The following is a 20,235-nucleotide window of genomic DNA, read 5'->3' as shown; positions in this document are numbered from 1 at the left end:
GGCACCCTCCCTCACCCGCCCCACCCACCCGAAGCAAGGACGAAATGAGCATCCTCTCCTCCGCGGGACGTCGCCTGGCCGCGATGACCGCGGCCGCCGCGGTCATCCTGTCCGCGGTCGTGATCGCGCAGCCCGCGATGGCGGACTCCGCGCCGGTCGACCCGACCGACCCGAAGTCGCCCGCCACGGTCACCGCCGACCCGCTGCCCACGACCCAGATCGACGGCGTCGCCTGGTCGCAGGTCGTCGTCGGCAACACGGTCTACGTGGCCGGCAAGTTCCAGAACGCGCGCCCCGCGGGCGCCGCGCCCGGCACGAACCTCACGCCCCGCAGCAACCTCCTCGCGTACGACATCCGCACGGGCGCGCTCATCACGTCGTTCGCGCCGAAGCTCAACGCGCAGGCGCTGTCGGTCACCGCGTCGCCCGACGGATCCCGGATCTACGTGGTCGGCGACTTCACCGACATCGACGGCCAGGGCTTCTACCGCGCCGCGGCGTTCAGCACCGCGACGGGCAAGATCATCCCGACCTTCCGCCCCATCATGGGGAGCCAGACCCGCACGGTGAGCGCCACGGACGACACCGTGTACCTCGGCGGGACGTTCCGCAGCGTCAACGGCGCCGCTCGGAACTACCTCGCCGCGGTGTCCGCGACGAACGGCAGCACGCTGCCGTTCGTCGCGGACGCGGACACCGTCGTGGACGCGCTCACGCTCACGAAGGACGCGTCCAAGCTCGTCGTCGGCGGCCGCTTCACGCAGCTGAGCGGCGTCCCCACCTACGGCCTCGGCGCGGTGGACCCGTCCTCGGGCGCGTCCCTCCCGTGGGCCGCGAACCAGCAGGTGCGCAACGCCGGCGTGGAGTCCTCCATCACGAGCCTCTACGCCACGGGCGACCGGGTCTACGGATCCGGCTACACGTTCGGCGACGGCGGCAACCTCGAGGGCGCCTTCTCGGCCGACCCGAACACGGGCGTCGTGAACTGGGTCGAGGACTGCCACGGCGACAGCTACTCGGTCTTCGCGACCGACACCGTCGCGTACGTGGCCGGCCACCCGCACTACTGCGGCAACATCGGCGGCTTCCCGCAGACCGAGCCGTGGACCTTCCAGCACAGCATCGCCTTCAGCAAGCAGGCGACGGGCACGGCCACGGCCGACCCGTACGGCTACCACAACTGGGCCGGCACGCCGTCCCCGACGCTGCTCAACTGGTTCCCGAAGTACGTCACGGGCTCCTTCACGGGCCAGGGCCAGGCGGCCTGGAGCGTCAACGGCAACGACGACTACATCGTCGTCGGCGGCGAGTTCCCCTACGTGAACACGACGGCCCAGCAGGGCCTCGTGCGCTACGCGATGGCGAAGGACGCCCCGAACAAGGTCGGCCCCAACTCCAACGACCAGCTGGTACCGAAGGCGATCTCCTACACGAAGGGCGAGGCCCGCATCTCCTGGCAGGCCACCTTCGACCGCGACAACACGCGTCTCACCTACAAGATCGTGCGCGACGGCAAGACGGCGACGCCGGTCTACCAGGTCACCCAGGACTCCACCTTCTGGCAGCGGCCGTCCATGGGCTTCATCGACAAGGGGCTCGTACCCGGCAGCACGCACACGTACCGCGTGTACGTGACGGACGCGGCGGGCAACAGCGTGAACCGCGTCAGCGACACCGTCACCATCACCGACCAGTCGGGCAGCGACGCGTACGCCACGAGCGTGAAGGACGACGGCGCGACCGCGTACTACCCGCTCGACGAGAAGGCGGGCACCGCCGGCCTCGACCACGTCGCGTTCGAGGACCTCCGCGTCGACAACGCCACGCGCGGCGCCGTGGGTCCGATCGACGGTTCCACCGCCACCACCTTCTCCGGCCAGGACGGCTCCTTCGCGGTCACGCCGCAGGCCGTGCAGGCACCGGACACGTTCAGCGTCGAGTCGTGGGTCAAGACGACCTCGACGAACGGCGGCAAGGTCGTCGGCTTCGGCGGCAGCAGCACGGGCACGTCGGGCAACTACGACCGCATGGTCTACCTCGACAACGACGGCCGCGTCTTCTTCGGCGTCTACACGGGCGCGACCCAGACGCTCAACTCGGCCCCCGGCTTCAACGACGGCAAGTGGCACCAGATCGTCGCCACCATGGGCGCGGAGGGCATGAAGCTGTTCGTCGACGGCAAGCTCGCCGGCCAGCGCGCGGACACCACGCGCGGCCAGGACTACAAGGGCTACTGGCGCGTCGGCGGCGACAACCTCGGCGGCTGGCCCAACCAGCCCCGGAGCTACTACCTCGCCGGCGACATCGCGCAGGTCTCGATCTACCCGACCGCCCTCACGCGCGCCGACGTCGTCGACCACCTGGTCGCGTCCGGCCGCACCTCGCCCATCCCGCCGGCGCCCTCGGACGCCTACGGCAAGGCCGTGTACGCGGCCGACCCGTCGTCCTACTGGCGCCTCGACGACGCCGACGGGTCCTCGACCCTGAAGGACGCGGGCCAGAACGACGTCGGCGCGAACGTCGGCCGCAACGTGCGCTTCGGCCAGGCGGGCGCCCTCTCGGGCTCCGTCGGCCAGGCGGCGGCGTTCTCCGACAGCATCGCGGTGAGCCAGCAGCGGGTCGCGAACCCGACCGCCTACTCGCTCGAGATGTGGTTCCAGACGACGACCACGCGCGGCGGCAAGCTGATCGGCTTCGGCGACAACGCGGATCCGTTCAACTTCTCCGGCAGCTACGACCGCCACGTCTACATGCAGGACGACGGACGCCTGCAGTTCGGCACGTGGACGGGCCAGACCAACCTCGCGACCTCGCCCCGCGCCTACAACGACGGCCAGTGGCACCACGTGGTCGCGTCGCAGGGATCCGACGGCCTGAAGCTCTACGTGGACGGCGACCTCGTCGGCCAGAACGGCCAGACGCAGGCGCAGGCCTACGACGGCTACTGGCGCATCGGCGGCGACAACACCTGGGGCTCCTCCAGCGGCACCTTCCAGGGCCGGATGGACGAGGTCGCGGTGTACCCGACCGTGCTCACCCCGAGCACGGTGGCGACGCACTTCGCGCTCGGGACGACCGGCCGCGTGCCGAACCAGGCCCCGAAGGCCGCGTTCACGCAGCAGGCCGCGTTCCTCGAGGCCGCGTTCGACGCGACCGGATCCACCGACCCCGACGGCACGGTCACGGGCTACGCCTGGGACTTCGGCGACGGCGTCCAGGCGTCCGGCGCGCAGCAGTCGCACACGTACGCCGCGGCCGGCACCTACACGGTGACGCTCACGGTGACGGACGACCGCGGCACGACGGACCGCACGCAGCAGGAGCTCACGGTGAAGACGGCCCCCGCGAACATCGCGCCGACCGCAGTCGTGACGGCCACCGCGACGGACCTCACCGCCGAGCTCGACGGATCCGCCTCCACGGACGCCGACGGCACCGTCGCCTCCTACGCGTGGGACTTCGGGGACGGCGGCACGGGCACCGGCCCGACGCCGACGCACGCCTACGCCGCGGGCGGCACCTACACGGTGACGCTGACGGTCACGGACGACAAGGGCCTCACGGGCACCGCGTCCACGCAGGTCCAGGTCACGGCGCCCCCGGTCAACCGGGAGCCCACCGCGGTCATCGCGTCGACCACGACCGACCTCGTCGCGAACCTCGACGGCCGCGGATCCAGCGACCCGGACGGCACCATCGCGTCCTGGGCGTGGGAGTTCGGCGACGGCACGACGGGCACCGGGGCCTCCATCGCCCACCCGTACGCGAAGGCCGGCACCTACACGGTCGCGCTGACGGTGACGGACGACAAGGGCGCCACCGGTCGCACGACCGCGAGCGTCACGGTCACCGCCCCGCCCGTGAACCAGGCGCCCGTCGCCGCGTTCACGAGCAGCGTGGCGGGACTCGTCGCCTCGCTCGACGCCTCCACGTCGAGCGACCCCGACGGCACCGTGGCGTCCTACGCCTGGGCCTTCGGCGACGGGACCACCGGCGCGGGCCGCACCACGACCCACGCCTACGCCGCGGGCGGCAGCTTCACGGTGGCGCTCACGGTCACGGACGACAAGGGCCTCGCCACGACGACCACCTCGCAGGTGACCGTCCAGGCACCCGCGTCGACCGTGCTCGCGCAGGACTCGTTCGGCCGCACGGTCGCGCAGGGCTGGGGCACGTCCGAGGTCGGCGGCGCCTGGCGCGTCACCGGCGGCACGAGCATCGTCAAGGTGCAGGACGGCACGGGCCAGGTCGTCTCGCCGAAGGGCGAGACTCGCACGATGAGCCTCGACGCGGTGTCCACCACGTCGTCCGACATCACCGCGACCTTCTCGCTCGACTCCGTCCCCACGGGCGGCGGCTCCTACACCCGCGTCGTCTCGCGCCAGGTCGGCTCGGCCTTCTACCAGACGCAGGTCTGGGTCAAGGCGACCGGGCAGATCCAGCTGGTGCAGTCGGAGGGCTCGTCGAACCCGGCGTCCTACGTGCTCCCCGGCACGACCTACAAGGCCGGCCAGCAGCTCCGCGTCCGCGTCCTGACGACCGGCACCTCGCCGACCACCGTCAAGGCGAAGGTCTGGGTCGCCGGACAGGCCGAGCCCGCCGCGTGGCAGACGAGCATCAGCAGCTCGACCGCCGCGCTGCAGGCCGCCGGCTCCGTCGGGATCCAGACCTACCTCTCGGGGTCGGCGACGGCTCCCGTCACCACGCGGATCGACGACGTGGTCGTCGCCCGCGACGGCCAGGCCCCCGCGCCGGTGCCGGTGCCGGCGAACCAGGCCCCGACGGCGGCGTTCACGTCGACGGCGAAGGACCTGACGGCCTCGTTCGACGGATCCACCTCGGCGGATGCGGACGGCACGGTCGTGTCGTACGCCTGGACCTTCGGGGACGGGACGACGGGCACGGGCCGCACGGTCGACCACGCCTACGCTGCCGCCGGCACGTACGCGGTGTCGCTCACGGTGACGGACGACAAGGGGCTGGTCTCGGCGAAGAAGGACGGCACGGTCACGGTGACCGCGCCGGTCGTCACGCCGGCCAACCAGGCCCCGACCGCCGCGTTCACGTCGACGGCGAAGGACCTGACGGCCTCGTTCGACGGATCCACCTCGGCGGATGCGGACGGCACGGTCGCCTCGTACGCCTGGACGTTCGGCGACGGCACGACCGGCACCGGCACGACGGTCGACCACGCCTACGCTGCCGCCGGCACGTACGCGGTGTCGCTCACGGTGACGGACGACAAGGGGCTGGTCTCGGCGAAGAAGGACGGCACGGTCACGGTGACCGCGCCGGTCGTCACGCCGCCCGCCGCGGGGATCCTCGCGCAGGACGCCTTCGACCGCACCACGGCGAACGGCTGGGGCACGGCGGAGACCGGCGGCGCCTGGCGCGTCACCGGCAACGCGTCGATCCTGAAGGTGCAGGACGGACAGGCGCAGGTCACCAGCCCCGCCGGCGAGACCCGCACCGCGAGCCTCGACGTCGTCCGCACCACCGCCTCGGACGCCCAGGTCAGCTTCTCGCTGGACAAGGTGCCCACGGGCGGCGGCGCTTACGTGCGGATCAACTCGCGCCAGGTCGGCACGGCCACGTACCAGACGCAGGTCTGGGTGCGGTCGACCGGCCAGGTCATGATCGTGCAGTCGGAGAACGGGACCAACCTGAAGGCGGTGGTCGTGCCGAACCTCATGTACACGGCCGGGCAGCAGCTGCGGGTCCGCGTGCAGGTCACGGGCACGTCGCCCACCACGATGAACGCGAAGGTCTGGCCCGTCGGCCAGGCCGAGCCGACCGCGTGGCAGTCGACGACGACCGGGACCCTGGCCGCCCTGCAGACCGCGGGGACGTTCGGGATCCAGACCTACCTGTCGAGCTCGGCGGCCGGTCCGGTCGCGTTCCGGCTCGACGACCTGCTGGTCACGGACGCCACGGTCCGCTGACCCGAGCCGGTCCTCCGGTCGCTCGCTGCGGGCGGGTCCTCCTCGAGAGGGCCCGCCCGCACGGGCGCGCAGGATGATCGGCACCAGAGCGTGACCCGGACGGGGGCCCCGGATGCAAGGCCCTCGGCGGCACGCGCCGGGGATGATCGATGAGGGCGACGCGCCCGCGACGCACACGAGGGGGGCACGGGATGACACACGCGCACACGCACGTCCGCCCCGCTCGCCCCCGCCTCCGGTGCCGGGCATGAGCGCGCTCCTAGCGGGCGACGGCGTCGAGCGGCTGCTCCTCGCCGGCGTCGCACTCCTCGCCGGGGTCCTCCTGCTGCTCGTCCTGCGCCGGGCGCCGCGGCTCGCCGTGGCCCTCTGGCTCGCCGCCCTCTGCCTCGCGCCCATCTGGGCCGGGGTCTCCGTGGCCGGCTACTACCTGCCGCCCGCGACGCTGATGGCGCTCGTGGTGATCGTCGCCGCCCTGCCCGTGCCCGGCTTCCGCGTCTCGCCCCTCGACCTCGTCGTCGTCCTCACGGGGGTCGCCGGGGTCGCCGGGGTGCTCGTGGGCGGGGGCGCGGGCGTTGCCGTACCGGCCCTCGTCACGTTCCTCACCTACGGCCTCGGCGGGTACCTCCTCGGCCGGCTCGTCGTCCACCGGGTCCGCACGGCGCACCTCCACGCGGCCGCCGCGGTCGCGTTCACGGTCGTCGCGGCGCTCGCCATCGTGGAGTTCGCGCTCACCTGGAACCCCTTCGTGCTGATCCCGGGCAGCGGCAGCCTGCGGGAGACGTGGGCGACCCTGCAGATCCGCGGCGGCGTCGTCCGGGCCGAGGGGGCGTTCGGCCACTCCATCGCGCTCGGCTGCAGCCTCGCCGTCGCGATCCCGCTGACCCTCGCCGCGCGCTTCCCCCTCCCGGTGCGGCTCGCGATGACCACGGTGCTCCTCCTCGGAACGGTGGTCACGTTCAGCCGCGTCGGCATGCTCACCGCGCTCCTCGGCCTCGTGCTGTCGATCGTCTTCCTCCGCGACGCGATCCCGCTGCGCGTGCGAGTCGCCGTCTCCCTCGGGGTCGTCGCCGTGGTCGCGGCCGTCGCGCCGTCCGTGCAGACCGTCTTCGAGGACGCCGGCACGGAGGCCACGAACAGCTCCGACTACCGCGGCGACCTCTACACGCTCATCCCGGGCATGCGGATCATCGGGCCCGCGAGCAGCGCGCAGCGCCTCACCGACGGGCGCGTCTTCTACGGCGACTTCCGCTCGATTGACAGCCAGCTGATCCTCACGGGCCTCACCTCGGGCTTCCTGGTCGCCGCGGCCGTGCTCGTGGCCCTCGCCGTCGGCATCTGGCTCGTGCTGCGAGGCCGCGCGACCGCCGCGACCATCGCGCTCGTCGCGCAGATCCCCGCGCTCGCGTCGGTCGCGCTCATCACGCAGTACGCGACGCTCGTGTGGTTCCTCGCCGGGGTCGCGGCGACCAGCCAGATCCTCCGCCGCGACGCCGTGCCCCTGCCTGAGCCGCCACCCGATCCCACCGGCGTCGAGGCCGCCTCCGAACCCGCCCGCACCCCTGCCCTGCCGCTCCTACCGGGAAGAACCCCCTCACGATGACGCTCCACGAGTTCACCGCCCTGCTCCGCCGGCTCTGGTACGTCGTGGTCGCCGCGACCCTGGCGGGCGGCGCGGCCGCGTTCGGCCTGTCCCAGCTCGCGACACCCGTGTACACCGCGCAGTCCCGTCTGTACTTCTCGCTGAGCAGCGGATCCAGCGCGAGCGACCTCAACCAGGGCGCCACGTACACGCAGAGCCAGATGCTCTCGTTCGGCGAGCTGGCGGAGTCGCCCGCGGTGCTGGAGCCCGTGATCGCGCGCCTCGGCCTCGACACCACGCCGCAGCAGCTCGCCCGGGCCGTCACCGTGACGACGCCGCAGAACACCGTGATCATGGAGATCAGCGTCACCGAGCCGTCGCCGTCCCAGGCCGCGGACATCGCCAACGCCGTCGCCACGAGCCTCCGCGACACCGCGGAGGCCTACGCCCCGACCGGGGCCGAGGGGTCGCCGACCGTGTCCGTGCGCGTGATCCAGGAGGCCCCCGAGCCCGAGTTCCAGTCGGCGCCGAACGGCCGCACCAACACGCTCGCCGGCCTCCTCCTCGGCCTCCTCGCGGGCCTCGTCGGGCTCGTGCTCGTGCGCCTGCTCGACACGCGCGTGCGCTCCGCCGAGACCGTGGCGCACCTCACGCAGGCGCCGCTGCTCGGCTCGCTCGAGCGCGAGCGCGGCGTCACGGGTCTCGCGATGGCGGTCCGGCCGCTGTCGACCGCGGCCGAGGGCTTCCGCCAGCTGAAGGCGAACCTGCGCTTCGTGCTCCTCGGCGACCGGTCGTCGAGCATCGTCGTCACGTCGTCGATCCCCGGCGAGGGCAAGTCCACGGTCGCCGCGAACCTCGCGCTGTCGCTCAGCGAGGGCGGGCGCCGCGTGCTCCTCGTCGACGCCGACCTCCGCCGTCCCGTCGTCGCGCAGTACCTCGGTCTCGAGGGCGACGCGGGCCTCACGACGGTGCTCGTCGGCCAGGCGCTGCTCGAGGAGGTCGTGCAGCCCTGGGGCGACGGCACGCTCCACGTGCTGACCAGCGGCGAGATCCCGCCGAACCCCAGCGAGCTGCTCGCCTCGAACCGCATGGAGGAGCTGGTGGCGCAGGCGCGGGCCGCCTACGACGTGGTCGTGTTCGACACCGCGCCGCTCATCGCCGTCGCCGACGCCGCGTTCGTGGCGCGCATGACGGACGGCGCGATCGTGGTCGCCGACCAGACGCGCGTTCACCGCGCCCAGCTGTCCGAGGCCCTCGACGCGGTCGAGAAGTCGGGCGGATCCGTGCTGGGCGTCGTGCTCAACAAGGTGCGCCCCACGAAGGACAAGCGCGCGTACTACCGCGCGGAGACGGAGCAGACGGGGCGCGCGGGCCGCGCGGGGCGCGCGGCGGGGAAGGCGCACGCCGCGGGCTGACCCGCGGGAGGAATGACGAGGGGCGCGGCCGGATCATCCGGTCGCGCCCCTCGTGTCGTCGTGGGTCGTGCGGCCTACTGGAACACGACCACCGGCGAGCCGGCATCGCGTGCCACGACCACGCTGATCGCGTCGGCGGACGCCGCCGGGACGCTGAACGCGTAGTCGCCGGTCGCGGACGCGCCGGGCTCGAGCGAGCCGCGGATCACGCTGTCGGAGTCGGCGGGGGTCGCGGGCGTGCGGTCGGCGCCGTAGAAGACGTTGACGGTCACGGCGTCGACCGCGACGGGCTCGCCCGTGACGTTCACGAGCTCGAGCCGCACGTCGACCGCGTCGCCGCTCAGCTCGCCCACGCGTCCGCCGTCGGTGCTGGTCGGCGTGACGGAGACGATGCGCGCCTGGATCGAGCCCGGGAAGGTCGCGGTCTCATCGAGGCCGACGGTGGTCGCCACCTCCTGGCCGAGCGCGGCGGTGTCGCCCTCGGGGAGCGGGGCGGGGGCCTCGGTGGCGCCCGCGGTGGGGGCGACGTCGGACCAGTCCTTCGTGTCGGCGGCGGACGCGGGGGAGTCGGATCCGGATCCGTTCACGACGACCGTGCCGACGACGGCGGCGACGGTGAGGACGGACGCGGCGCCGATCACGGCGACGGTGGTGCGACGGCTGCGGCGGCGGCGCTCGCGACGGGGACGCAGGTCGGACGGGGTGCTCTCGGGTGCGGGCATGGCCTTCTTCGCTCTTCGGGTACGGCGAAGACGAAGCCCGACGACCAGGGCGGGTCGGCGGCGCGGTGCGGGCGGGCGATGGGTGGTCGCCAGGCGCAGGATTCCGGGTCTTCTGCCCTCGCATCGTACGTCCGGCGGCGCGCGACGACGAGCCCCCCGTCCAGGGGAGGGGCGGGGTGGATCCGCTCAGTCGCGCCGCGCGTACTCCTGGTACGACCACCCGAACGCACCCGCGACCATGCCCGCGCCGCGCGCGAGCGTGCGGGTGCCCTTCGCGCGGTGCGCGACGCTGCCCGTGACCGCGCCCACCGCGATCCGCCCGGTGCCGCCGAGCGCGCGCACGAGCCCGCGCGCGGTGGCCTCGGCGCGGATCCGCGTGCGCGCGGCGGGCGAGGCCGGTGCGAGCGCGACGGAGGTGAGGCTCCACGAGTTCCCGCTGCTGAACGCGCGGAGCACGACCCAGCGGCGCGTGGTGCGGGCGCGCGGGACGACGTCGACGACGCCCGCCTCGGCGCACCAGGTGAGCAGCCCGCCGGACGCCACCAGCTGGCGTGTGAAGAGCGTGTCCTCGCCGCCCTGCGTGCCGAGGTCGACGTCGAAGCGGAGGCCGGCCGCGCGCACGGCGCGGAGGTCGAGCAGCAGGTTGTTGGTCGCGGCGACCTCGAGCCGCGTGCCGGTCGCGGGGCGGCGGCGCGTGAAGAAGCCGCCGGCGCGCACCCAGGAGTCCGGCTCGACCTCGTACTCGCTGCGCACGGGACCGGCGACGCCCGCGCTGCCCGTGGCCTCGCGGGCGCGGACCAGGGCGGTGAGCCAGCCCGGATCCGGTCGCTCGTCGTCGTCGAGGAACACCAGCACGTCGTCGCCGTCCGCGGCGTCGAGGGCGCAGTTGCGGGCGGCGGAGATCCCGGGCGTCGGCTCGTGCACGTAGGCGATCGGCACGGGAGAGTAGGCGGCGGCGTCCTCCACGGCCGCGCCCGCGCCGCCCGCCGGGTCGTTGTCGACCACGACGATCCGCACGGAGCGGGGGAGCGCGGGATCGGACTCGGCGGCCTCGCGCAACCCGGCGGCCTGCGCGGCGACGAGCGGGAGCACGGCGCGGATGTCGTCGGGCCGGCGGTAGGTGAGGATCGCGACGACGAGCGAGGACACGGGTGCGGCGGCCGGACCGGGCGCGCCGGCGCGCGCCGCGGCCGTCGGCGCCGGGGCGGGCACCGCGCGCCGGCCGCCGGAGAGCCGGTAGCCGTCCCGGATCCCGCGCACCGCCGCCGTCACCGGCGCCACCGGGTGCGCGAACTGCCGCCGTCCGCCCTGCAGCAGCACCTCGTACGCGATCACGGGAGTCAGCAGCCGCCAGCGGCGGAGGCTCGCCGCGTCGAGGTGCCGGGCCCCGTAGAGGAGCCGGTTCCGGATGTTGTGGTAGTAGTACGTGCCCGACTTGGCCTGGCCCGCGCTCGCGTGGCCGGCGCTCTGCGTGCCGCCCTCCGCGTGCACGGCGACGGCGTCCTCCACGACCGCCAGGGATCCGCCCGCCTCCACGACCTTGCGACTGAGGTCCACGTCCTCCCAGTACAGGAAGTAGTCGTCCGAGAAGCCGCCGACCCGGGTCCACAGCTCGTCGGTCACGAGGAGGCACGCGCCCGTGAGCCACGGCTCGACCGCCTGGCCGGGGTGCTGCGCGCGGCGGGCGACGCCGCGGATCCGGCCGTCGGCGAGGTAGAGGTCGGATCCGCGGAACCACGTGCTGCCGTCCGGCCGGAGGATGAGCGGGGCCGCGAGCGTGAGCGGATCCGCCGCCACGACGCCCCTCAGCACGGCCAGCTGGTCGGGCTCGATCGTCGCGTCCGGGTTGAGCAGCAGGAACTCGCGCGCGCCGAGGTCGCGGGCCGCCTGGACGCCGATGTTCATGCCGGTGCCGAAGCCCGTGTTGCCGTCCGGGTACACGCCGTGCACGCGCGTCGACGGATGCGCCGCGAGCTCCCGCACGCGCTCCCGCTCCGCGTCGGTCGTGCGGTTGTCGACGACGACGAGCAGCGCGTCGCCCTGGCGCTCGATGAGCGGCAGCACGTTCTCGCGCACGAGGTCGGCGGATCCGTAGTTGACGACCACGACGGCGAGGAGGGCGGGGCGGGGCATGCGGGTCCCATCGATCGGGCGCGCGGCGGGGCATCGCCGGCGGGCTCCGCCCTCGGGTGCGGGCGGGTGGTGGCATAGTCTATTTCCTCGACCGATGACCCCGTGGTCGTGCCCGACGACCCGACGCCGGTCATCCCGCCCAGGAGCGCCATGACCGTCCCCTCCCGTCCGCCCGGCCGCGACCTCGTCGTCCTCCAGTCGTCGCAGGCGCCGCGCCCCACGACGAACCCGTACATCGTGATGCTCGGCCGCGCGCTCGCCGCCACGCCCGGCGTCCGGCCCCTGCACTTCAGCTGGCGCACCGCGCTCCTCGGCCGGTACGACGTCTTCCACGTGCACTGGCCCGAGATCCTCGTCGACGGGCACAGCCCCTTGAAGAAGGCCGTCCGACAGGCGCTCACGGTCGCGCTCCTGGCGAAGCTGACCCTGCGGCGGATCCCCATCGTCCGCACCGTGCACAACCTCGAGCGGCCACAGGGCATCAGCCGCCGCGAGTCGCTGCTCCTCGCGCTGATGGAGCGGATGACGACGCTCCGGGTGCGCGTGAACCCGATCACGGAGATCCCCGCCGACCAGCCGAGCGCCACGATCCTGCACGGCCACTACCGTGACTGGTTCCGCGACGAGCCGCGGGCGGACGCCGTGCCCGGCCGCCTCGGCTACGTCGGCCTCGTCCGCCGGTACAAGGGCGTCGAGCAGCTCGTCGCGGCGTTCCGCGGTGCGGGGGAGGCGGGCGCCGACCTGTCGCTGCGCATCGGGGGCAACCCGTCCTCCGAGGAGCTCGCCGGCACGATCCGCGCGCTCGCCGCGGGCGACGACCGGATCCGCCTCGACCTGCGCTTCCAGTCCGACGCCGAGCTCGTCGACATCGTCACCTCCTCGGAGCTCGTCGTGCTGCCGTACCGCTTCATGCACAACTCCGGCGGCGCGCTCGCGGCCCTCTCGCTCGACCGGCCGGTGCTCGTGCCCGACAACGCCGTCAACCGCGCGCTCGAGGCGGAGGTCGGCCCGGGCTGGATCCACCGGTTCGACGGCGACCTGACGCCCGAGGAGCTGCTCCGCGCGACCGAGGCCGTGCGCACGGGCGCGCGCGCGGCGTCGCCCGACCTCGCCGCGCGCGAGTGGGTCCGGGCCGGCGCCGCGCACGCGTCGGCGTACCGGCGCGCGCTCCGGATCCGTCGCGGGGTCGAGCGGGGCTGAGCCGCGCCACCCGTTCTGGGGCTGGATCCCCGCATGCGCACGGATAGCATCGGTCAGGGCCCGCATACCCGTGCAGCCCACCGACACCCGAGCCCGCGGTGATCCGGCCGTCATCCGCGGCCGAGACGATCGCCACCCCCTCCTCGACCCGACGACGGAGCCCCATGCCCCCCGCCCTGCCCGGCGACCCCTCCTCCGCGGCCGCGGCCGCGCCCGCTCCCGCCCCCGAGACCCTGCCCGTCGCCACGCAGGGACTCGGCGCGCGCGCGGCCCGCGGCGCGATCGTCACCATCGGCGCGCAGCTGATCCGCATCCTCATCCAGGTCGCGTCCGTCGTCGTCCTCGCGCGGCTCCTCACGCCCACCGACTACGGCCTGCTCGCGATGGTGCTCGCGATCATCGGCGTCGGCGAGATCTTCCGCGACTTCGGCCTCTCCAACGCGGCCATCCAGGCGCGCGACCTCAGCCGCACCCAGCGCGACAACCTGTGGTGGATCAACGCCGGCATTGGCCTCGTCCTCGCCGCCCTCGTCTTCTGCGCGGCCTGGCCGCTCGCGGCCGTCTTCGGCCACGACGAGCTGATCCCCATCGCGCACGCCCTCAGCCTCACCTTCGTCTTCAACGGCCTCGCGACCCAGTACCGCGCGAGCCTCACGCGCAGCCTCCGCTTCCGCGCGCTCGCGACGGCCGACGTCACGGCGCCCGCGGTCGCGCTCCTCGTCGCCATCGGCGGCGCGCTCCTCGGCTGGGGCTACTGGGCGCTCGTCGCGCAGCAGCTCACGCAGACGCTCGTGCTGCTGGCGCTCGCGGTCGGCTTCGCCCGGTGGATCCCGCGCCTCCCGCGCCGCGGCGAGCCCATGGGCCCGCTGCTGCGTTTCGGCTGGAACATGGTGTCCAGCCAGATGGTCGGCTACGTCAGCAACAACATCGACACGTTCCTCGTGGGCCTCCGCTTCGGTGCCGGATCGCTCGGCATCTACAACCGGGCGTTCCAGCTGCTGATGACGCCGCTCGCGCAGATCCGCAGCCCCCTCACCACGGTCGCGATCCCCGTGCTCTCGCGCCTCGCCGACGAGCAGCGCCGCTTCGCCGACTACGTGGCGCGCGGCCAGCTCGCCCTCGGCTACACGCTCGGCGCGGGCCTCGGCCTCGTCGCGGCCTCGGCCGTGCCGATCACCGCGGTGTTCCTCGGCCCGCAGTGGGACAGCGTCGCGCCGATCCTCCGCCTCCTCGCCATCGCCGGGATCTTCGACACCCTCGCCTTCGTCGGCTACTGGGTCTACGTCTCGCGTGGCCTCACCGGCGACCTCTTCCGCTTCTCGCTGCTGAGCGCCGTGATCAAGGTCAGCTGCATCCTCGTGGGGTCCTCCTTCGGCATCGTCGGCATCGCCGCCGGGTACGCCGCCGCGCCCGCCCTCTGCTGGCCGATCTCGCTGTGGTGGCTGTCGCGGAAGGCCCCGATCCCGACGCGCCGGCTCTACATGGGCGCCCTGCGGATCATCGGCGTCGTGGGATCGGTGAGCGTCGCGACGGGCGCGCTCCTCGCGATGGTCGACACCGGATCCGACGTGCTGCAGCTCCTCGCGGGCGTCGGCACGACCGCGGTGCTCTACGCGCTCGCTGTCGCGCTCGTCCCGGCCGTGCGCCGCGACGTGCGCGGGGTGCTCGACCTCGCGCGCGTCCTGCCGCGGGCGCGGCGGGGGAGCGCCCCGGCGGCCCCGGCGGCCGCCTCCGCTGCGGCCTCGGCTGCGGATGACGCGACCGCGGACGAGCCCGTGTCAGCCGACGCGCAGGCCGACGGCCTGCGCGCCCGCTCCTGACCCGTCATCCCCGCGGGCCCGCGCCCCGCTGCGCCGGGAGCGCGATCCGGAACGTCGTCCCCTCGCCGAGGACGGAGGAGACGGTGACCTCCCCGCCGTGCGCCTGCACGATCTCCTGCACGATCGCGAGGCCGAGGCCCGTGCCGGGCACCACCTCGCTCTGCGCGTTGGCGGCGCGGAAGAACCGGTCGAACACCTGGGGGAGCTCGTCGGCCGGGATCCCCATGCCGGTGTCGGCCACGACGACCATGACCGCGGGGCGCCCCGCGGGTCCGGTGGCCGGATGCACCTCGACGGAGACGGTGCCACCCGCCGGCGTGAACTTCACGGCGTTCTCGATCACGTTCGTCATGACCCGCTCCAGCTGGCCCGCGTCGCCGTCGACGGTCACCGGGCCGGCGTCGCGCACCGCCAGGTCCACGTGGCGCGCGTCGGCGGACGGCCGGAGCGACTCCGCCGCCTCGGCGACCAGCGACGCGATGTCGAGCGGCGCCATGGCGGGCGCCTCGCCGGAGTCGAGGCGGGTCACCACGAGCATGTCGGCGACGAGGGACTGGAGCCGCTGGGCGTTGCGGTCGACCACGCGCAGCATGTCCTTAGCGTCCTCGGGAACCTCGCCGCCCGCGTCGTCGAGGACCAGCTCCACGTAGCCGGAGATGGAGGTGAGCGGCGTGCGCATCTCGTGGCTCACGATGGCGATGATGTCGCTCTTCGACCGGTCGAGCGCCTCCAGGCGCCGCACGACCTGCTCCTGCCCGTCCAGCATCCGCGCGAGGATCGCCTGACGGAACATGACGGGCAGCGCGGCGAGGGCGACCGTGCTGCCGGCGAGCACCAGCGCGAGCGTGGGCACGGGGATCCGCGTCGCGACGAGGAGGACGCCCACCCCGGCGAGCACCGCGACGGCGGGGACCGGCAGCAGCCGGGCGCTCGGGCCGACGCCGTTCTCGGCCCGGGCGGCGTCCTCGGGAGAGGGGTCGACGCCCTCCACCCACAGGGCGAGGCCGGCGATGCCGACGGTCCAGACGACGTCGAGCGGCGTGCCGGCGACGTACGCGCCCTCGTGCTCGAGCAGGGCGTACGCGATGTCCGCCCCGGTGATGGAGAGGAGCCCGAGCACGAGGCACTGCCAGCGGCGCCCCATCCTCAGGACGGGCGATGCGGCGATGCCCACGACCACGGCCACGAGGACGAGGTCGAACACGGGGTACAGGGCGGCGATGATGCCGCCCAGCACGGTCCCCTCGCTGGTCGCGTCCGAGAGCACCGGGCCGAGGACCACCGCGAGCACGGCCGCGGAGCCGAGGACCGCGAGCCCGGCGTCGACGCAGACCGCCTTCGTCATCCGGCGCGAGGAGCGCCGGACGAGCGCGAGCAGCGACGCGAGCATCAGCGGGTAGAAGAGGAGGTACGCGACGTCGGCGGGGGACGGGGACGCCAGCACGCCCGAGGCGTCCATGCCGATCGAGTAGAGCGTGTCGCCCGCGGCGTTCGCGGTGACGGCGGCCGCCGCCAGGACGACCTCCGTGCGCGCGATCCCGGTGCGCGCGGCGACGAGCCAGAAGAGGACGACCGGGAGCCACTGCGCGGTGAGCGACAGCCCGACGTCGACGAGCGCGCTGGCGGGATCGCCCGGCAGGAGGAGCGCCACGAGGTAGAGGACGTTCGCGAGCACCACGAGCAGGAGGAGGGCGCGGATCGCGCGGCGGAGGCGGGGTCGGACGTGCTCGGTCCCAGTCCCCGTACCCGGGGGCGTGGCGGTCGACGCCGTGGCACGCTCCATGATCTCCCCCGTGCTCGACGCGGACGGCCTCGCCCTCGCGTCCTGCGCCACGCGTCCGCCACATCCTAGGAGGAACGGCGGCCGGCGACCGCGGGCGGGGCATGCGCGGACAGCGACCGCGTGCGCCGTGCGACCCGCAGTCGGCCGCGCTCCTCCTACGCCGGCGCCGCCTCGACCTCCGACGCGCCCGCCGCCACCGCGACCACGGCCTCACGCCCCGCGTGCGCCACCCGCACCCCTCCCGCGAACGCGGTGACCCGCACGCGCCCCTCCGCGTCCGTCCGCACGGTCGCCGGCGCGAGCCGCCACTCCTCGCGGATGAGCCGGCGGAGCGCGTCGTACGACGGCTTCGGCGTGCCGTCCGCGCGCACGAGCCCGCCGGGCGCGCCGAGCCACATCCCGTCGTCGGTGAGGCCCCAGTAGGTGATGGCCTGCACCGCCGGGTGCCCGACGAGCGAGCGGTAGTGCCGCTCGATCTCGTCCGCCTGCCGCTCCTCGCCCGCGCGCGTGGACGGCCAGCTCGACACCTGGAAGTCGTTGAGGTCGGTGATCTCCGGCGGCATGAGGTCGCCCGAGAGCAGCGTCGTCTCCGTCATCTGGATCGGCAGCCCGAACCGAGCGAACCGGTCGACGATGGCGAGAACCTCCTCCTCGCCGCGGTACCCCTGGTGCATGTGGGTCTGCAGCCCGATCGCGTCCACCTCGATGCCCGCGCCGAGCACCTCCTCGATGAGCTCCTCGTAGGCGGGCGACAGGTCGAAGTCGTTGAGGACGAGCGTGGCGGCCGGGTTCGCGGCCCGCGCCTCCTCGAAGGCGAGGCGCACCATGGCGAGCCGGCCGCGCGCCGCCGCCAGACGGGTGATCCCGTTGTCCTCGCGGTCGAACACCGGCATGATCACGGCCTCGTTGATGGCGTCCCAGGTGTCGATGAGCCCCGAGAAGCCGCCGACGTCGCGCCGGATCCGCTCCCGCTGCACGCGCTCCACCTCCTCGAGCGGCAGGTCGAGCAGCCACGGCGCCGTGACCGTGTGCCAGACGAGCGGATGCCCCTTCACGTCCACGCCGCGCTCGCGCAGCCAGCGCGCCGTCGTGAGCAGCCGCTCGGTGTCGGGCCTCCCGCGCACGGGCTCGAACCGGCCCCAGTAGAAGGGGAGCGTGGCCGTGTCGAACACGTCGAGCCACTGCTCCGCGAGCCGCTCCAGGCCCTCGAGGCGCGCGCCGCCGACGGCCGCGACGCCCGCCTCCGCCGCATCCGTCTCGCCGTTCGCGAGCGGGATGAGGTCGAAGCCGATGTTGCCGAACGCGAAGTCCTGCGTCGCCTGCTCCACCCGCACGTCGGCGTGCGCGAGCGGCTGCCCGTCCGCGCCGCGGACCGTGATCACGGCCTCTGCGCGGCGGGCCTCGGGGATGGCGGCGGGGCGGCGCCCGACGGGGGAGGCGGCGGGCGTCGGGTCGGACGGGGTGGCGGGCATGGATCCCTCTCGAGGAGTCGGCGCCGCGCGGTCCGCCGCCTGCCCGGCGGGCGCCGGGCGGACGACGCGGACGACGGACGGGCGCGTCGGTGCGGTCATCGCGGAACCTACGCGGCCCGCGCGAGGGGCGTCCACCGCGTGCCGGATGTCCGCAACCTTTCCCCGTCCGACACGGGTGGGGAGGGGCGGCCGCGGGCGTAGCGTGCACGCAGGGCGCGGATCCGACCGGCGCCCCCGCTTCGATGACGAGGACCCCGATGACCCCAGGCGCCGCCACCCTGTCCGTGCTCTACCTCGGCGGGACGGGCACCATCAGCGCCGCGTGCGTCCGGGCCTCCGTCGCCGCCGGGATGGACGTCACGGTCGTCACCCGCGGCGCCGACTCCAAGGGCCGCGGCCTCCCCGACGGCGTCACGCCGCTCGTCGCCGACGTCGCGGATCCCGACTCCCTCCTGGCCGCGATCGGCGACCGCGCCTTCGACGCCGTCGTCGACTTCCTCTCCTTCGACGCCGCGGGGGCCGACCGCCGCGTGGAGCTCTTCGCCGGCCGCACCCGCCAGTTCGTGGCCATCAGCTCCGCGTCGATCTACCGCAAGCCCGCGCTGCAGACCCCGATCACCGAGTCGACCCTCCGCGCGAACCCGTTCCTCGCCTACGCGCGCGACAAGATCGCGATGGAGGACGCGTTCCTCCGCCACCACGCCGCGAGCGGCTTCCCGGTCGTGATCGTCCGCCCGTCGCACACCTACGACGAGGCCAGCCCGCCCCTCGCGGGCGACTGGACGGTCGTCGACCGCATCGCGCGCGGCGAGGAGGTCGTCGTCCCGGGCGACGGCACCTCGCTCTGGACGCTCACGCACGCGGACGACTTCGCGGTGGGCCTCGTCGGGATCCTCGGCGACGAGCGCGCGACGGGGGAGGCGCTGCACATCACGAGCGACGACGTGATGACGTGGGACCGGATCCACCACCTCGTCGCGGACGCGCTCGGCGTCGAGGCGCGGCTGGTGCACGTGCCCGCCGAGCAGTTCCCGGTCGTGGAGCCCGACTGGGGCTGGTCGGAGCTCGTCGTCGGCGACCTCTCGCACAGCGCCCTCTTCGACACGACCCGCATCCGGCGGCTCGTGCCCGCGTTCCAGCCGCGGATCCCGTTCCACCTCGCCGTGCGCGGCATCGTCGCGTGGCGGGCCGCGCACCCCGAGCTCACGCTCCCGGATCCGGACACCGATCGCCGGATCCAGCGCCTCGTCGACGCGAAGCACGCCGCCGACGCCGCCTACCGGGCCGCGGCCGCGGGCTGATCCGGGAGCCTCCGGGAGCCGGCCCTCAGCGGCCGGCGACCGGCCGGCGCGGCTCGACCCGCCCGGTCCACCCGGCGCGGGCGCGCGCGACGAGCGTCACGACGACGACCGCGGCGGCTGCCACGAGCGCGGCCACGGCGGCCGGCGTCGACAGCAGCTCGCCCGTGAGCCGGCCGACGGCGACCCAGGCGAGGCCCCACGCGATCGCCGCGGAGGGCGCGAGGCGTCCGCCGTCGCGGAGCGCGAGCAGCACGCCGATGACCCCGGCGACCGCGAGCAGCGCGACCGCCCAGGCGTCGCGCCCCGTCGTGCCCGGCTGGAAGCCCGACGCCGTGAGGATCGACGCGATGTTCGCGATGGTCGCGACGCTCACCCAGCCGAGGTAGAGCCCCATCGTGCCGTCGAGCACGACGCCCTCGACCGCGGTGCGCGGCCGCGACGCCAGGAGTGCGCGGAAGGTCCACATCAGCGTCGCGAGCAGGGCGACGATGACGACGCCCGAGAGCACGAGGAGCCCGGCCTGCGCGGAGAGGATCCACGCGGCGTTGAGCACGAGGGTCACGGCGACGGGGTAGCCGACCCGACGCTGGCGCTCGTCGGCGCGCTGGGCGGGGAGCGCCTGCCAGATCGTGTACGCGACGAGGCCGAGGTAGATCACGCTCCAGATCGAGAAGGCCGGTCCGGCGGGCGCGACGGGCGTGTAGCTCGCGCTGAGGGCGCCGCTCGACGCGTTCTGGATGCTCTCGTCGCTGAACGCGCCGGAGCCGAACGCGGAGCCGACGATCGCGAACACCATGCTCGAGATGACGACGATCTGACGGACGATGTCCCGCGCGTTGCCCATGCGGCCTGCTCCTCTACGATGGAA

Annotated in this window: 11 protein-coding genes; 6 read left to right on the top strand and 5 right to left on the bottom strand. The window is 74.1% G+C overall.

What is annotated here, in order from left to right:
- Window positions 1–44 precede the first annotated feature (44 nt).
- The 3 genes from BFL37_RS04770 (at window position 45) to BFL37_RS04760 (ending at window position 8,936) form a co-directional block, all read left to right on the top strand.
- On the top strand, window positions 45–5,942 hold the full coding sequence (locus tag BFL37_RS04770; RefSeq protein WP_086513989.1) for a PKD domain-containing protein: 5,898 nt from the start codon (window positions 45–47) through the stop codon (window positions 5,940–5,942).
- Window positions 5,943–6,189: 247 nt separating this feature from the next.
- Window positions 6,190–7,542, top strand: a complete 1,353-nt coding sequence (locus tag BFL37_RS04765) for a hypothetical protein (protein ID WP_086513988.1) — start codon at window positions 6,190–6,192, stop codon at window positions 7,540–7,542.
- Window positions 7,539–8,936 carry a polysaccharide biosynthesis tyrosine autokinase gene (locus BFL37_RS04760; RefSeq protein WP_086513987.1) on the top strand — a complete coding sequence of 466 codons (1,398 nt, stop codon included), beginning with the start codon at window positions 7,539–7,541 and terminating at the stop codon, window positions 8,934–8,936. Before BFL37_RS04765 ends, BFL37_RS04760 begins: the two co-directional genes overlap by 4 nt.
- A 74-nt stretch (window positions 8,937–9,010) precedes the next feature.
- Here BFL37_RS04760 and BFL37_RS04755 read toward each other — a convergent pair whose 3' ends face one another.
- Window positions 9,011–9,658, bottom strand: a complete 648-nt coding sequence (locus BFL37_RS04755) for a hypothetical protein (RefSeq protein ID WP_086513986.1) — start codon at window positions 9,656–9,658, stop codon at window positions 9,011–9,013.
- A 186-nt stretch (window positions 9,659–9,844) separates the two neighbouring features.
- Window positions 9,845–11,791, bottom strand: coding sequence for a glycosyltransferase family 2 protein (locus BFL37_RS04750; protein WP_086513985.1), 1,947 nt, complete (start codon window positions 11,789–11,791; stop codon window positions 9,845–9,847).
- A 150-nt stretch (window positions 11,792–11,941) separates the two neighbouring features.
- On the opposite strand from BFL37_RS04750, the gene BFL37_RS04745 reads away from it, so the two are divergent.
- Window positions 11,942–12,991 (top strand): glycosyl transferase, encoded by a 1,050-nt coding sequence (locus BFL37_RS04745; protein WP_086514021.1) that lies wholly within the window; start codon window positions 11,942–11,944, stop codon window positions 12,989–12,991.
- Window positions 12,992–13,155: 164 nt separating this feature from the next.
- Complete coding sequence (locus tag BFL37_RS04740; protein WP_241533856.1) at window positions 13,156–14,811, top strand: lipopolysaccharide biosynthesis protein; 1,656 nt, start codon at window positions 13,156–13,158, stop codon at window positions 14,809–14,811.
- A gap of 4 nt (window positions 14,812–14,815) precedes the next feature.
- Here BFL37_RS04740 and BFL37_RS04735 read toward each other — a convergent pair whose 3' ends face one another.
- Both BFL37_RS04735 and BFL37_RS04730 read right to left on the bottom strand, forming a co-directional pair.
- Complete coding sequence (locus tag BFL37_RS04735) at window positions 14,816–16,645, bottom strand: sensor histidine kinase (RefSeq protein WP_086513984.1); 1,830 nt, start codon at window positions 16,643–16,645, stop codon at window positions 14,816–14,818.
- Window positions 16,646–16,749: 104 nt separating this feature from the next.
- Complete coding sequence (locus tag BFL37_RS04730; protein ID WP_086514020.1) at window positions 16,750–18,066, bottom strand: endo-1,4-beta-xylanase; 1,317 nt, start codon at window positions 18,064–18,066, stop codon at window positions 16,750–16,752.
- Between the two features lie 257 nt (window positions 18,067–18,323).
- Here BFL37_RS04730 and BFL37_RS04725 point away from each other — a divergent pair, with 257 nt between their 5' ends.
- Window positions 18,324–19,367, top strand: a complete 1,044-nt coding sequence (locus BFL37_RS04725; protein ID WP_086513983.1) for an NAD-dependent epimerase/dehydratase family protein — start codon at window positions 18,324–18,326, stop codon at window positions 19,365–19,367.
- 25 nt (window positions 19,368–19,392) lie between these two features.
- On the opposite strand, the gene BFL37_RS04720 is transcribed toward BFL37_RS04725, so the two are convergent.
- Window positions 19,393–20,211 (bottom strand): TspO/MBR family protein, encoded by an 819-nt coding sequence (locus BFL37_RS04720; RefSeq protein ID WP_086513982.1) that lies wholly within the window; start codon window positions 20,209–20,211, stop codon window positions 19,393–19,395.
- Window positions 20,212–20,235 lie beyond the last annotated feature (24 nt).

The organism is Clavibacter michiganensis (genome assembly GCF_002151125.1).
GTDB lineage: Bacteria > Actinomycetota > Actinomycetes > Actinomycetales > Microbacteriaceae > Clavibacter > Clavibacter michiganensis_C.
The sequence above is the reverse complement of the archived record's forward strand: the minus strand, read 5'-3'. Positions and strand labels throughout refer to the sequence as shown.